At 56.2% G+C, this 14,956-nt stretch carries 15 protein-coding genes; 11 read left to right on the plus strand and 4 right to left on the minus strand.

All coding sequences use genetic code 11. The features are described from left to right. Positions 1-15: 15 nt before the first annotated feature. From G7Y43_RS03920 to G7Y43_RS03950, 7 genes are all read left to right on the plus strand, one after another. Positions 16-987: a glycine--tRNA ligase subunit alpha gene (locus G7Y43_RS03920; RefSeq protein WP_165044311.1), complete on the plus strand. Its 972-nt coding sequence runs from the start codon at positions 16-18 to the stop codon at positions 985-987. Then, positions 980-3,070, plus strand: a complete 2,091-nt coding sequence (gene glyS / locus G7Y43_RS03925; RefSeq protein ID WP_165044313.1) for a glycine--tRNA ligase subunit beta — start codon at positions 980-982, stop codon at positions 3,068-3,070. The genes G7Y43_RS03920 and glyS overlap by 8 nt, the downstream gene beginning before the upstream one ends. Positions 3,071-3,072: 2 nt before the next feature. Continuing rightward, positions 3,073-3,975: a pyruvate, water dikinase regulatory protein gene (locus G7Y43_RS03930; RefSeq protein WP_165044315.1), complete on the plus strand. Its 903-nt coding sequence runs from the start codon at positions 3,073-3,075 to the stop codon at positions 3,973-3,975. A 63-nt stretch (positions 3,976-4,038) separates the two neighbouring features. Further along, positions 4,039-6,756: a pyruvate, phosphate dikinase gene (gene ppdK / locus G7Y43_RS03935; protein WP_165044447.1), complete on the plus strand. Its 2,718-nt coding sequence runs from the start codon at positions 4,039-4,041 to the stop codon at positions 6,754-6,756. Between the two features lie 245 nt (positions 6,757-7,001). Beyond that, positions 7,002-7,781, plus strand: coding sequence for a Fic family protein (locus tag G7Y43_RS03940; RefSeq protein ID WP_165044317.1), 780 nt, complete (start codon positions 7,002-7,004; stop codon positions 7,779-7,781). Next, the gene (locus G7Y43_RS03945) at positions 7,778-8,011 is read left to right on the plus strand and encodes a hypothetical protein (RefSeq protein ID WP_165044319.1); all 234 of its coding nucleotides are present in this window, start codon (positions 7,778-7,780) and stop codon (positions 8,009-8,011) included. The genes G7Y43_RS03940 and G7Y43_RS03945 overlap by 4 nt, the downstream gene beginning before the upstream one ends. 80 nt (positions 8,012-8,091) lie before the next feature. After that, on the plus strand, positions 8,092-9,045 hold the full coding sequence (locus G7Y43_RS03950) for a spermidine synthase (RefSeq protein ID WP_165044321.1): 954 nt from the start codon (positions 8,092-8,094) through the stop codon (positions 9,043-9,045). An 83-nt stretch (positions 9,046-9,128) separates the two neighbouring features. On the opposite strand, the gene G7Y43_RS03955 is transcribed toward G7Y43_RS03950, so the two are convergent. Next, the gene (locus G7Y43_RS03955) at positions 9,129-9,983 is read right to left on the minus strand and encodes a deoxyribonuclease IV (protein ID WP_165044449.1); all 855 of its coding nucleotides are present in this window, start codon (positions 9,981-9,983) and stop codon (positions 9,129-9,131) included. Positions 9,984-10,226: 243 nt separating this feature from the next. On the opposite strand from G7Y43_RS03955, the gene G7Y43_RS03960 reads away from it, so the two are divergent. The 4 genes from G7Y43_RS03960 to G7Y43_RS03975 all read left to right on the plus strand — a co-directional run bounded on the left by G7Y43_RS03960 (position 10,227) and on the right by G7Y43_RS03975 (position 12,207). Beyond that, positions 10,227-10,829: an HD family phosphohydrolase gene (locus tag G7Y43_RS03960; protein ID WP_165044323.1), complete on the plus strand. Its 603-nt coding sequence runs from the start codon at positions 10,227-10,229 to the stop codon at positions 10,827-10,829. A gap of 107 nt (positions 10,830-10,936) precedes the next feature. Continuing rightward, the gene (locus G7Y43_RS03965; RefSeq protein WP_165044325.1) at positions 10,937-11,236 is read left to right on the plus strand and encodes a hypothetical protein; all 300 of its coding nucleotides are present in this window, start codon (positions 10,937-10,939) and stop codon (positions 11,234-11,236) included. 54 nt (positions 11,237-11,290) lie between these two features. After that, on the plus strand, positions 11,291-11,749 hold the full coding sequence (locus G7Y43_RS03970) for a DUF3990 domain-containing protein (protein WP_165044327.1): 459 nt from the start codon (positions 11,291-11,293) through the stop codon (positions 11,747-11,749). A 2-nt stretch (positions 11,750-11,751) separates the two neighbouring features. Then, complete coding sequence (locus tag G7Y43_RS03975) at positions 11,752-12,207, plus strand: hypothetical protein (protein WP_165044329.1); 456 nt, start codon at positions 11,752-11,754, stop codon at positions 12,205-12,207. A gap of 51 nt (positions 12,208-12,258) precedes the next feature. Here the strand turns inward: G7Y43_RS03975 and G7Y43_RS03980 are convergent, their stop codons facing one another. The 3 genes from G7Y43_RS03980 to G7Y43_RS03990 are packed head-to-tail and all read right to left on the minus strand — an operon-like array spanning position 12,259 to position 14,888. Next, positions 12,259-13,059, minus strand: coding sequence for an EFR1 family ferrodoxin (locus G7Y43_RS03980; protein ID WP_165044331.1), 801 nt, complete (start codon positions 13,057-13,059; stop codon positions 12,259-12,261). 47 nt (positions 13,060-13,106) lie between these two features. Continuing rightward, complete coding sequence (locus tag G7Y43_RS03985; RefSeq protein WP_165044333.1) at positions 13,107-13,568, minus strand: PD-(D/E)XK nuclease domain-containing protein; 462 nt, start codon at positions 13,566-13,568, stop codon at positions 13,107-13,109. Beyond that, a complete protein-coding gene (locus tag G7Y43_RS03990; RefSeq protein WP_165044335.1) occupies positions 13,569-14,888 on the minus strand; it encodes an AAA family ATPase in 1,320 nt (439 codons plus the stop codon). Positions 14,889-14,956: the final 68 nt, after the last annotated feature.

A 14,956-nucleotide genomic window follows, 5' to 3' on the forward strand; every position in this document is an offset into this window, starting at 1 on the left:
AAGGAGGGGACATCGATGTCCACCATAGGTGATCGTCTCGCATGCGCTGCGTGCGAGCAGCCGCCGACGTTCCAAGACGTCATCATGAATTTGCAGCGCTACTGGGGCGACCAGGGCTGCGTGGTGCTGCAGCCGTACGACAACGAGGTGGGTGCCGGCACGAACGCGCCTGCCACCACGCTGCGCTCGCTGGGGCCCGACACGTGGCGCACCTGCTACGTGCAGGGTAGCCGCCGTCCCACCGACGGCCGTTACGGCGAAAACCCCAACCGCACCCAGCACTACTTCCAGTTTCAGGTGCTTATGAAGCCCTCGCCCGACAATATTCAGGATCTGTATCTGGGAAGCTTGCGCGCCATCGGCGTCGATGTCGACGCGCATGACGTGCGTTTCGTGGAAGACGACTGGGAGTCGCCGACGCTCGGTGCCTGGGGTCTTGGCTGGGAAGTGTGGATCGACGGCATGGAAGTAACTCAGTTCACGTACTTCCAGCAGGTAGGCGGTTTCGAATGCGCGCCCGTGCCGGTTGAGATTGCCTACGGTTTGGAGCGCCTGACTATGTTCGTGCAGGGCGTGGACAGCATGTTCGATATCGTGTGGAGCCGCGGTGCCGACGGCGTGGAATTCACCTACGGCGATGTGTATTTGGAAAACGAGCGCCAGTACTCGACGTTTAACTTCGAGGTTGCTGACACTGACTTTTTGTTCCAGGAGTTCAACGACCGCGAGGCCGAGTGCATGCGCACGCTTGAAGCGGGGCTGCCGCTGCCGGCTTACGACAGCGTGTTGAAGTGCTGCCACACGTTCAACCTGCTGGATGCGCGTGGTGTGATTTCTGCCACCGAGCGCATGGCCTACATCCTGCGCGTGCGCACGTTAGCTAAGGCGGTGTGTGCGTCGTACATGAAGCACGTGGTGGGTATCGAGGTTGAAGACGATATGCCTGCATCTGCAACCGCTGAAGGGAAGGAGGCCGCTCGTGGCTAATCTGCATACGCTTGCCTTCGAGATAGGTACCGAAGAAATTCCCGCATTTGACCTGCATAGCGCCACAGGGCAGCTCGAGAAGTTGGTACCCGCAGCGCTTGATGCTGTACGTATCCCGCATGGCGATGTTTCTATCTACACTACTCCGCGTCGCTTGATTGCGATCGTGGCCGATGTTGCAGATACTACAGAAGCCCTCGAAGAGGTGTTCCGCGGCCCGTCGGCAAAGATTGCGTTCGACGAGACGGGAAACCCCACAAAGGCCGCCATTGGTTTCGCGCGCGGCAAAGGTGTCGACGTTGCCGATTTGGTGCGTCGCGAGGAAAACGGCACAGATTACGTATTCGCTACCCGCACGGTGGCGGCGAGTGATGTGGCCGAGCTTCTGCCCAGCGTGCTGCGCGGCGTTATCGAGGATATCTCGTGGCCGAAGTCGTGCCGCTGGGGTGTTACGCGCGAGTACTTCTCGCGTCCGGTGCGCTGGCTGGTGGCGATGCTTGACGAGCGCGTGATTCCGGTGGAGTTCGCCGGCCTTGCTGCGGGCAACCTTACCTATGGTCATCGCTTCTTGGCACCTGGCCCGCACGAGGTAAAAACTGCTTCTGATCTGCTGTCTGTGGTGGAAGCGGCGCACGTGGTTACTAGCGAGGCGGCGCGTAAGGCTGCCATTCGTGCCGGCGTGGCGCTTGCGGAGCGCGCAACCGGCGCTCGTGCCGAGCTGCCGGCAAAGACACTGCTTGAGGTAGTGAACCTCTGCGAGCAGCCCACCGTTTTGGTAGGCACCTTCGACGAGGAATTCCTGCGCGTGCCGGAAGAGATTATCGTTGACGCCATGCTCATGCATCAACGTTACTTCCCGCTGTACGACGAGGCGGGCAAGCTTACGAATAACTTCATCGTGGTGAGCAACGGCAATCCGGAATGCGCCGCTACTATCACACAGGGCAACGAGCGTGTGGTGCGCGCTCGCTTGTCAGACGCCAAGTTCTTCTATGAGGAAGACCTGAAACGTCCGCTTGAAGCGTACGTCGACCGGCTTGACGAAGTGGTGTTCCAGGAGAGCTTGGGCACCATGAAAGCGAAGACCGAGCGTACAGAGCGTGTGGTGAAAAAGTTAGCGGAAGCCGCCGAGCTGCCCGCCGATGAAGCGGCAGACGCGGTGCGTGCGGCGCATCTTGCCAAGGCTGACCTGGTAACCAATGCTGTGGTGGAGTTTACGAGCGTGCAGGGCATCATGGGTTCGTACTACGCGCTCGCTTCGAACGAGCACGCGCGCGTGGCGCAGGCTATCGCCGACCACTACCGCCCGCGCTTCGCCGGCGACGAGCTGCCTGCTACCACGGTAGGCCGTCTGGTGGCGACTGCCGACAAACTTGACACCATCTGTGGTTTGTTCGCGGTGGGGCAAGGTCCCACGGGTTCATCCGATCCGTTTGCTTTACGCCGCAGCGCTATTGGCATCGTGAACATGCTGCAGGCGGGGCTTCCGGTGTCGCTCGTGCAGGCAGTGGATGCTTCGCTTGCCACCTACCAAGACGCTGGAGTTCAATTCGACGTTGCGGCAGTGCGCGAGCAGGTGCTTGCGTTCTTCACTACGCGCACTACGGTAATGCTGCGTGATGGTGGCGCGTCGCAAGACACGATCGACGCGGTGCTGGCATGCGACGTAGTAGAGCCGGTGGAGCTGGCTCGTCGCGTGAGTGCGCTCGAGGCGGCGCGCGCGAACGAGCCCGAAACGTTCGCCAATTTGGCTACGGCGTTCGCTCGTGCGAACAATCTGCGCGATCCCAAGCTGGGTGTCGATGTTGACGAAAGCATGCTTTGCGAGGTTGAGCAGGCCTTAAGCTGCGCTGTTGCACAGGCGGAAGACCGCGCTCGGCGGGCGCTTGCGGAAAACGACTATGCGTGCGCTCTTACTGAGTTGGCGGCGCTGCGCAAGCCCATCGATGAATTCTTCGAACAAATTATGGTCATGGATGAAAACGTGGCTGTGCGCGAGAATCGTTTGCGCTTGCTCAATCGTTTTGTGGCGGTGTTTGCTAACGTTGCCGACTTCGGCAAGATGGCCAAGGGTTCGAAGTAGGCATGGGGAGTTTCCAGATTCGGGAAAACTCTACCGCGCTGCCCACGATTCACGTGATCAGTGATGCAACCGGAGCGACCGCACGCGCCTTGGCGCACGCGGTCGCTGGCCAATTCGGCGTAACGAACCCGAATGTCGAAGTGTTCTCACATGCGCGAACCTACGACGAGATCGTCGGCTTTCTCAATGATCACTGCGCCTACCATGCCGAACAAGTTTCGGCGGGCCGAGACTTGGCGGGCGATGGTCGTATTCTGGTGTTTATCACGCTCGTTGACGTCGATCTGTCGCGACGTGTCATGGAATACGCTGCATCGCGCGATGATATCGTGCTCATCGATTTTCTGTCGCGTCCTATTCAGGTGCTCTCCGACATGACTGGCCGTGAGCCCTCCATTACGCCAGGTGGCAGGCATGTTCCCGACAGCCACTACTTCGACCGCATCGACGCGATCGAGTTCACTATCTCTCACGACGACGGCCGCAACCCGCAAGACCTCACAAAAGCCGATATCGTGCTCGTGGGTGTATCTCGCTCATCGAAGACGCCTACCAGTATTTACCTGGCGCAGCAGGGCTACCGGGTTGCCAACGTACCGCTTGACCCTGCAACCGACCCGCCGAGCCAGTTGTTTGATGTTGACCGTACGCGCCTGTTCGGGCTTATGACCACACCCGATGTGTTGGTGGGTATTCGGCGACGACGTCTTGGGCGCGCGCAAGCTGCAGCGTCCTCCTATGCTGACGAAGCATACGTGTATGACGACTTGGAACACGCTCGTGCGCTTATGCGCCGTCTCGGTTGCATTGTGGTACACACCGAGAACAAGGCCGTTGAGGAAACCGCGCAGGAGATTTTGCGTTACTATGGAACTGTTCACCCACCTTCGGATATGATGGGGTAATTCCATTCGCATTCGCATGCGGTGGGGTGTCTGAGAACGAGGAACTCGTTGAAGGAGAAGAAAGTGACCGAGGCAGTGAAGCGTGTTTACGCGTTCGGCAAAGATGCACAGGGTAACAACGTTACCGAGGGCAACACGAACATGAAGATGATTCTGGGAGGCAAGGGTGCGAACCTCGCCGAAATGGCCAACATTGGCCTGCCGGTTCCCCCGGGATTCACCATCACGTGTCAAACCTGCATGGAGTATTCGAATGCGGGCAACACGTGGCCCGAGGGGGCGCTCGACACCATTGCCGAGTATCGTGCCGATCTTGAGGCCCGTATGGGCAAGAAGATTGGCGACGCCGAAGATCCGCTGCTCGTGTCTGTGCGTTCCGGCGCGCCTATGTCTATGCCGGGTATGATGGACACCGTGCTTAATCTGGGCTTGAACGATCAGTCCATCAATGGTCTCATCAAGCAGACGGAAAACCCGCGTTTCGCATGGGACTCCTACCGTCGCTTCATCCAGATGTTCTCCAACGTGGTTATGGGTCTCGATGGCGATCTGTTCGAGAATGCCATCACCGCCATGAAGAACGCGCGCGGCGCAGCATCCGACACCGATCTGACCGCTGAAGACTTGCAGCAGCTCGTTGCCGACTTCAAGCAGATCTTCGCTGAGAACGTGAGCGCCGAAGATTATCCGAGCCTTGTAGTGGATGGTCAGGTTGCCTTCCCGCAGGATCCCATGGTTCAGTTGAAGCTGGCCATCGAAGCTGTGTTTGGCAGCTGGGGTAACCCGCGTGCGGTGCTGTACCGCAAGCAGAACAAGATTGCCGACGATCTGGGCACTGCTGTAAACGTGCAGTCCATGGTATTTGGCAACAAGGGCAACACCTCAGCAACCGGCGTAGCCTTCACCCGCAATCCTGCGAACGGTGCCAAGGAATTCTACGGCGACTACTTGGTGAACGCCCAGGGCGAGGACGTTGTTGCTGGCATCCGCAACACCAGTCCCATCGCAGAACTCAAAAACGTTGAGGGTTTGGAAGAGGCAGGTCGTCAGCTTGAGGATATTTTCGTCGTGCTGGAAAACCACTTCCGTGACATGTGCGATATCGAGTTCACCATTGAGCAGGGCAAGCTGTGGATGCTGCAAACCCGTGTGGGTAAGCGTACCGCCGCCGCCGCGCTGCACATTGCCATTGAGATGGAGAAAGAGGGCCTCATCACCAAGGAAGAGGCTGTCATGCGCGTCGACCCCGAGCAGCTTGACCAGCTGCTGCACCCGCAGTTCGACAAGAGCGCAACCTACGACGTGCTCGCTCGCGGTCTGAACGCCAGTCCTGGTGCTGCGGTGGGCGAGGCTGTGTTCTCTGCCGCCGACGCTGTGGCTGCCGCCGAAGCGGGCCGCAAGTGCGTGCTGGTGCGTTGGGAAACGAACCCCGATGACCTTGCTGGCATGATTGCCGCCGAAGGCATTCTGACCAGCCATGGTGGCAAGACGAGCCATGCTGCCGTTATTGCCCGCGGCATGGGCGCTCCGTGCGTATGCGGCGTTGAAGCGCTGAAGATCGACGCAGAAAAGAAACAGGCTGCTGTTGCCGGTACCGACGTGGTTATCAACGAAGGTGACATGATCTCCATCGACGGTACGTCGGGTATTGTGGTGCTGGGCGCTGTTGAGCTGGTGCTTCCCGAGCTTACGGGCGATTTGGACACCATTCTCGAGTGGGCCGACGAATTCCGTACGCTGGGTGTTCGTGCCAACGCCGACAATCCGGCTGACGCGCAGCTCTCGCGCGACTTTGGTGCGCAGGGCATCGGCCTTTGTCGTACCGAGCACATGTTCTTGGGTGACCGCAAGCAGATTATCCAGACGTTCATCTTGAACGAGGATGCTGCTGTTCGCGAAAAGGCTGTCGCCGACCTGTTTGAGGCTCAGACGGGTGATTTCTACGGCATGTTCAAGGCCATGGATGGCCTGCCGGTTATCGTGCGTTTGCTCGATCCGCCGCTGCATGAGTTCCTGGAGGATGCGCGCGCACTCGACGTTGAGATTGCCAAGCTGGAAGCGACGGGTGGCGACGCTGCTGTTATCGCCCAGAAGCGTCAGCTGATGGAGCAGATCGACGGCTTCGCTGAGCAAAACCCGATGCTGGGCATGCGCGGCTGCCGCTTGGGTATTGTTTATCCTATCCTGCCGGTCATGCAGGTTCGTGCTATCGCCACCGCAATGGCGAAGCTGAAGAAGGAAGGTCTCGATCCGAAGCCCGAGATCATGATTCCGCTCGTGTCGGTTGAGGCCGAGCTGGCGAAGCTGCGCGGCGTTGCCGAGAAGGCTATCGCCGAGGTTGCCGAAGAGCAGGGTGTTGAGCTTGAGATTCCTATCGGCACCATGATCGAGCTGCCGCGTGCCGCCGTGACTGCCGACGAGATTGCTGCACATGCTGATTTCTTTAGCTTCGGTACCAATGACCTCACGCAGACTACGTTCGGCTTCAGCCGCGACGACGTAGAGGCTGAGTTCGTTCCGCAGTACCTGGCCGAGCGCCTGTTGCCCTACAACCCGTTCGCAACTATTGATCCGGGTGTTGCTAAGCTCGTGAAGATGGGTGTTGAGCTGGGTCATGAGGGCAATGCCGATCTTATGTGCGGTGTGTGTGGCGAACATGGTGGCGACCCCGATTCTGTTAAGACTTTCCATAAGATCGGGCTTGACTACGTGAGCTGCTCGCCGTACCGCGTGCCGCTGGCTCGCTTGGCTGCCGGACAGGCTGCACTGGCCGACAAGTAAACAACGCACAAGCATTAGTCTGAATGAAAAAGGTGCGTCGTCTTCGAGCGGCGCACCTTTTTGCATGGCATCGAGGATTTGGCGACGCTATCGTTATACAATCGATTGCGAACATCGTCCGAAGTTACAAAGTCAGTGTAGGTTGCTTTCGTTGTTCGTTCACCAGCTTATTGAACGGGAAGCGAAGATATGTTTCTGCGGTAGAATGGTTCAGAAGCGCGTATTGATGGAACCGAGGTGAAACGATGACTATGCACGATGCCTGCAACAAAGTGATCTCATGGTGGCGCGACCTTGATGACGATGCGCGTGCTGTGGCGCTTGATGCGTTTGCGGTGCGGTTTTCTTACAACTCGGGAAAGATCGAAAACGATGAGATTACTTTCCGTGATACGCATGAGGTATTCGATAGGGATGGTGTGACGTCGTACACCGGGAGCTTGCGTACGCTCTTTGAGATTAAAAACTCGAAAACGGCGTGGGAGTGGTTGCTTTTGTCGGTGCGCAACGGTGTCTTCATTGATGAAACTTTTCTGCTCGAGGCGCACCGTCTGCTAACTTGGGGTACTTACGATGAGGATCGATGGGCAAAAGGCGAGCGTCCGGGAACGTTCAAGCTTGGCGATTACGTGGTGGGCGCACGTGACACAGGAGCTGCTGCGTGCGACGTTCCGGAGGCGATTGGTAACGTGCTTATTGAGATTCGAGAAGCGCTAAATGCTTCGAATGCCTCGAAGAATGCACTCGTTATCGCTGCGTACCTCCATGCACAGATTGCGCGTATTCATCCGTTTGCTGATGGAAATGGCCGTACGGCGCGGTTGCTTGGGAACTTCATTTTGCTTACGTTGCGGCATCCGCCTATTTCTATCGATGAAGCCGATCGTCTTTCGTATTACGGTGCACTCGATGCATTCGATGTGGATGGCGATCTGGACCCACTCGTTAGCTTTCTTAAAGTAGAGTTGGTGAAAACCTGGGGTGAACGTGCTGGTTGTACTGGTCATACAGGGGGTTTGTCGTGAGAATATGGCAAGATGCAACCGGAGCACTCATTACTGACGAAGCGCTTGTTCGCTATATTGCGGCTTACGGAAGCTTAGAAGCAGCTGCGGCTGCAGGCAACGTGCGTCTGGTGGAATGTGGGCGAGAAAGTGGGCGCGGTGAAATGAATCACACGCAATGCGATCAAGACCCTGCTTGCTCCGATGCAAGAGTTTTTCCGCGAACGCTGAAAGACTATTTGCTGCCGTAAGGATCATGTTGCGCGCTTACATACACCGCGAGGGAGTACGCTACATGACACTGGCGAAAGCCGTTCGATAGGAGGGGTTTATGACAAAGGCACGGTCGGGGAAGAGTGTTTCGGGAAAGATGTTTACGTCCTTTGCGCGCAGGGGTGCTTGTGTTGCCGGCGTTGCCGCAGGTGTGGCGGGCGCGGTTGCCGGGTTTGCTGCCGTACAAACGTTGCGTCGCCAGGATATTCACCTGATTCCGCATGCTCAAGCTGGCTTGGCGGTGGTGCGTACCGTGCGCGACGAAGCGGAAGAACCGGTGCGTGTTCTTTCGGTTGGGGGAGCATATCAGTCGGCCACGTATTTTGGGGAGCGCTGGCATGAACCCGTGCTCGAGTACTACCGTGCGTTCGATCATATGTTTGAGGCTGAACATGGTGATGGAAACACCAACGGCAATGGTGATAAAGATGGAGAAGTCGCGCCATTTTGCATCCGTGACGTGCTGATGATCGGTGGCGGAGGGTGCGCGTGGCCTAAGCACGTGCTCATGGGGCGGCCTGATGTGCACGTTGACGTTGTTGAGTCGGACCCGGTCATTATCGACGTTGCAAAGCGCTACTTCTATGTGGACGAGCTTGTGCGCGTGCTGTGCGAACGAGAAGGCTCAAGCGATCGATTCCGCCTTATCAACGACGATGGCCTGGCCTACCTTGCCGGCTGCGAGCAACGCTATGACGCCATTGTTAACGACGCGTTTTCCGGAAAAGCTGCAGCAGCTGATCTTGCCAGCGCAATGGGTATCCGAGCGGTGAAGAACCGCTTGAATCCCGGCGGTCTGTATCTGGTAAATGTGGTAAGTGGCAGCGAGTGGCGTGAGTTTCGCCATCTTGTTCGCCTACTGAACGAGCTTGATCGCCAGTTCGCTTTTGCAGATGTTATTCTGGCAACAGACGATAGGTTCAGCAACAAAGATAACTACCTGGTCATTGCATCAGATGCTAAATACCATTTTTCGGACGTCATACCAGTAGGCGGCGTCAAGCAACAGTAAGGTACCTTTGACCGTCTGCTTCGTGTGCACGGACGCATAATAAACGCATGGGATACGACGTGCATCGTGACAGTGCTGTTTCGTTATTCGTCTGCGCGCATTTCTTTCAGCATGGCAATCTCTTGGGCCCATCCGTCGAGCGCATCGTGCGGGGTTTCTAAGAAAAACGGTAGATCGCGCAGTGCGGGGTGGTTGATAATGCGCGCAAATGCCGCCGCGCCAATGAATCCGCTGCCGATGACTTCGTGACGGTCCTTGTGTGATCCGAGCGGGTTTTTGGAGTCGTTCAGATGGATGGCGCGCAGGTTGCGTAGCCCCAGCGTTCGATCAAACTGTTCGAGCACATCATCGAGATCGTTTACGATGTCGTAGCCGGCATCCCATACATGGCAGGTGTCCAGGCATACACCCACATGGTCGGACAACTCAATGCGCTCGATGATAGCGGCCAGCTCTTCGAACCGACCGCCGATTTCGGTTCCCTTTCCGGCCATAGTTTCCAATAGCAGCGTGGTGGTTTGTTGTGGTGCGAGCACGGTGTTCAAGGCATCGGCAATCTTACGAATGCCCTCGTTCGCACCTTGCCCTACGTGGCATCCGGGATGCATGTTGTACAGCTGATGCGGCGTGTGTTCCATGCGCACGAGGTCATCGGCCAGCGTTTGCAGCGCGAACTCGAGTGTTTCCGGCTTTGCAGCTGCCGGGTTCATGGTGTAGGGGGCGTGTGCCAGAAAGCGTATGATCCCGTGCTCTTCGGCGAGCGCCTGAAACGATGCTATGTCGGCGGGGTCAATGGCCTTCGCGCGGCCGCCGCGGGGGTTACGGGTGAAAAACTGGAATGTGTTTGCCCCGATGGAAGCTGCGTCTTTCGCCATACGCGCATAGCCTTTCGCACTCGAAAGGTGGCAACCGATAGTGAACTCAGAGCTGTGTGCCATCGAAGCCGATGTGGCAACCGGTGTGGTATCGGGGTTTTTCTCGAACATAGCGGTTCCTTTCCGACTCTGTAAGGCTTGCAAAATGACCGGTGACTTTTGAGGGTAAAGTACCAGTCACATCTAAAAGACCGAGGTCGCATTTTTGACATATGAAGAGCGTATACTTACATTGCCCGATGGAAAGGGCTTTCAGACTGAAGATGACGGTCAGTTTACGCTACGCAGCATTGAAAGGAGTCTGGGATGGCAACTATGCAGGCCGGTATGACTCGAGAAGAGGCATATGCGCTTCTCGCTGCACACAACAAAGATGCGTTCCATATCGAACACGGTGAGACGGTTGAGCAGACCATGCGCTACTTCGCCCGCAAGTTCGATCCTGAAAACGAGGAATTCTGGGGCATCGTAGGTCTTCTTCACGATCTGGATTGGGAAGAACACGACGACGAACCCGAAAAGCACACGTTGTATGCCGCGCCGCTCATTGAGGCTGCGGGTGGCACGCCAGAGCTTGTGCGCGCTATCCAGTCGCACACCTCCGATTTCAATCCTGACCTGCCGAAACCTGAGTTGCAGATGGAAAAGATCTTATTTGCAACCGAAGAGCTTACCGGGCTTATCGGTGCGGCTATAGTCATGCGCCCGAGTAATTCGGTGATAGACTTCAACGTGAAATCGCTCAAGAAGAAATTCAAGGACAAGCGCTTCGCCGCCGGCGTAAGCCGCGACGTTATTCGCAGCGGTGCCGAGATGCTCGGCTGGGAGCTCGACGAGTTGTTCGCTCGAACTATAGAGGCCATGCAGTCCTTCGCTCCCGATCGCGATACGTTTGTGCCCGGAGAGTAGAAACCACCCACGACAGAGTCACAGCTAATGTCATTAGGCTAAGTATCACTGTGACGCATCTAAGGAACAGAAATAGTCCGCGCTCCCACAATAAGACAGGAAACAAAATGATTGAAATCACCCGCGATAACTTCGAAAGCATCGAATTAAGGGGACGCCGTTATCAATACAGGGGGTTAACGTTTTCATTAGAGAGTGAGCTCGATACATGGTCTTGCGATGTTTGGCTTGATCTGCCCAAAGAGTTACGTGATCAACTACATGATAAAGGTGTGCCATATAAGTGGCAGTTTAATGCAGGTTCACTGCCTGACCCAAACTATCGACTTGCTGTTGAGGAATTAATGGATTACGTTGATGGGATATTTGAGCACATTGAGACTTCATCTAATTCTGCGGATGACTAAGTAGCTTCTTCCTGCCGAAAGGGATACTGGCATTGCACAATGGAAAGGATTTTCATGTCGAAGATGACGGTTTACCACGGGAGCGGGGTGACGGTTCCTCATCCGGAAGTCCGCGTTGGACGGTACACGAAAGACTTCGGTTCGGGGTTTTATTGTACTATCATTCGCGAACAGGCCGAACGTTGGGCGAAGCGATTTGACACTCCCGTCGTCAACACATACACGGTGCATTTTGGTTCCGATCTGGACATTCTCAACTTTCATGAGATGACAGAGGAATGGCTCGATTTTATTATTGCGTGTCGGCATGGCGAGCCTCATTGTCATGATATCGTGATCGGCGCGATGGCGGATGACCAAATATACAACTTCGTATCGGACTATCTTGATGGGTCTATCACGCGAGAGCAATTCTGGGTGCTTGCGAAGTTTAAATATCCTACTCATCAAATCGCCTTTTGCTCGCAGAAGGCACTCCGTTGTCTCGAGTTCGTTTCAAGTGAGAGGGCGTGATCATGGAGGGAAGGGAAAGTGAGCGAGCGAATGCCATTTTCTTCACGTGCAGTCTCATTGACTACATAGCGAGGAAGACAACCAATCGTCGAAGCGATGTGGCCAACGCGCTTGGAGTGAAGCGTATCGGCAAGATAATCGAGCTTGCAGATGTGTATCACAGTGACAACATTGATGCTGTGAGCGATTCATTTATCGAAGATGCTGGTATTTCTGCGGGTTGTTTCGATAATGTATCCTCAGCTCGCTATGCAGTTCCGAGCCACTGGGATATCGGAAAAGTGTACAAGCGTTTGGTGATTAACATTGCTGAAGATGAACAGGTATGTGATGAGGAAGCGGTTCTGCGCGCATACAATTCACCTGTGAGCAAACTCATTGACGACTACAACAGCAGTTTCTTCTACGAGTCACCGCAAGCTATTTTTGTAGCATACAAGTACGGCGAACTGGATTAGCGTCTGCCGTCGTGCTTCTCTTGCTTTTGCTTGCAGTCGTTCTGCTCGAAACTATTCCGAGCTCGGATGTTCGGTGTGGGCATTTGCGTGCTCGATGTCATCCAGTGTGATGGCGGGGTGGTGGTACTGGAAGCGATTGCGCAGGCTCGGCAGCTTGACGCGGGTGGCATGCTGCGGGCACCAGTGCAGACATGTGTAGCAAGCTGCGCAGTTCGTGTCGTGTTCTGCAGTGCCGTTTGCTATGCGAATGTTGCCGGTTGGGCACGCTCGCGCGCAATCGCCGCATCCATTACAGGCATTGGTGATCTCAAAGCGCTTCATAGCGTTTAAGTGTCCCAAACGTTTCGTTCCATAATAGAACGAGCTTTCGATGAAGTTACGTTTTGGTGGTTTGTCGACGGACGTGAAGTTGACTGTGCGCGAACTCACCTCTCGCGCGATGTGTGTCACGTGAGACGGTGCGTCGGCGAGGCGCTCGGCGTTTTGTTCGTGGCTGCTTTGGATGCAGTTGCCGGGCATTTGCAGGTTGAATGCCCCTGAGAGCTTCGCGTTGTTTGCACAGAGCGCTGCGTCGATATTCTCGAACGAGTTCTTGCTGACTCCACGGCTTGAGGTCATTACCGCGAAGGCGTAGCAGTTGGGACGCACAAGCAATTTCAGTAGGAATTCCTTGGCGATCCAAGGAATGTCGTTCATATAAGTGGGGAATACAAAGCCGACAACGTTGTCATTGCAGATGACGCGCTCTGTGCTGCGATACGAGATGATACCTTCAACAGGTTCGTTAAGAGCCGAGCCCAGCTCGCGTGCCGCCCAAAGCGAGTTTCCCGTTCCTGAGAAGCAGTAGATCATAGCGTTTAACCTCTCTTGTATGCGCCGTTCGAAGGCCTATTATCGCACTACGATAACGTGGATGTCGTAACCGCCGCCACGTCTTTCCCCGAGAAGGCCAGACCCCATAGGCGCACCGTGGTGCCTGCGGGCAGATCGGCAGCGTAGTTGCGGTCGGAAATCTGGGCGAGGGCAGTAGTGGCCAGGGCAGGCAGGTCGGTGGACTCTGGGGAGCCGGGCCGTGCCCACTTCACCTCGACCAGCACCGCTGGGCCTCCGTCCGTCTCCTCAGGCATCACGCGCACGTCGAAGCGTCCACGGCCGGCCTCGCGGTTTGAGACAGGCGTATCGTAGCCGCGCATGTTGAACAGAAGCCCCAGCACGAGCATGTGGTAGCTGTTCTCAGAGGCAAGGTCGTAGTAGCTTGGTGCTCGCAGCAGGATGTCGGCAAGCTCGGCGGTTACTCCGTCTTCGTCGCCCTCCGCAAAAGCCCGGTGCAGCGCCGCCAGGCGGTCGCGCCCGCCGGCCACTTACGTGAAGCGGTCAATTATTTCGCCACGATACAGCTGCGCTATCTCTTCGTTGGGAATGCGCAAAGGACGCAGACGCCGGGTCATTCCCGGTAAGGACGTATCGTCGGTAGTCAAGTATCCAGCGAGGTATAGCATGCTCCAAATCGCTCCCTCGCGAACTCCCACATCAGGAAACACTACGCTTGTGTCCAATGGCTCTTCCACTGTGCCGCTGGGCTCCAGCAGTCGGTAGAGTTTCCCCAATGTTTCCTCGTTGGCATCGCGCACCATGTCGGCGAGCACGCCATTGCCCGAGGTGTTACCCCAGTAAACATCAGCCGCACATTCGTGGTTGAGATAGCTCAGTACACTCCAGGGGTTGTATACGTCCACATTCCCGAATCGATAGCCGTCGTACCACGTGCGGGCCTCATTAAGGCCTTCCGTTTGACTACGGTATGTCGCTAGGGCATCCACTTCCGACTGAGTGAATCCGTAGCGCTCGTCTGAGGCGACATTCAGAGACGTGTCCACGCGAAGATTGTTTAAATCCGAGAAGATGGACTCCTTCGAAATGCGCTGTACCCCGGTGAGCACCGCAACGGCCAGAGCGTTATTATCCTTAAGGGCACCGGTGAGCCAGCCTTTAAGGAAAGCTACCACCTCGTCGTAGTAGCCGTAGGTGTAGCCAGCCATGACCGGCGCATCATACTCGTCGATGAGCACGACTACCTGCCTGTTGTGATGCTTTTGCAGTAGCTGAGTGAGGAAGAGAAGCGACGCGGCATAATCGGCATCGCTAGCTTTCCCCGCAACAATACGACCGAAGCGCTCTTTCTCAGTATCGTTTAATGCATTGCTGTTAAGCAGATAGCCATGGCGCCCGTACTCCATGGATAACGCCGCCTTCACGACGCCGTACCCAAGATCCCAATCGGCCTTCTTTACATCATTGAACGAGAAGCGCACTACCGGATAGGCACCGCAGTGTTCACGAAAGCGCCCGTCTTCGGCATCCCATATGGCAAGTCCCTCGAAAAGGGGGCGCGGATCGGCCGCATTTGGGCTGCCCAGCACGGGGGCTTCCAAGAAGGTTTGAAGCATGTCGAGGTTGAGCGACTTACCGAATCGGCGCGGGCGGCAGTACAAATTTGAGGTTCCCGGCATGCGAAGCACGTCGGCTATGAGCAGTGATTTGTCAATGAACACGTAGTTTTCCATCACCATGCGGAAGTTGCTCACCCCGATGGGCAGCGCCTTGCGTCCCGCCAGGTCTGACAAGCGTACACTGCCCACCCGGTAGATGCCGTTCTCGTAAGTTGCTGTTGTGTCTGCCATGAGCAATTACCTCCACGCGTCAAGTCGCTCGCAAACGCGATTGCGCCCCGTCCCAGGGCAATCCCATC

The organism is Adlercreutzia sp. ZJ138, from assembly GCF_011038935.1.
Taxonomy (GTDB): domain Bacteria; phylum Actinomycetota; class Coriobacteriia; order Coriobacteriales; family Eggerthellaceae; genus ZJ141.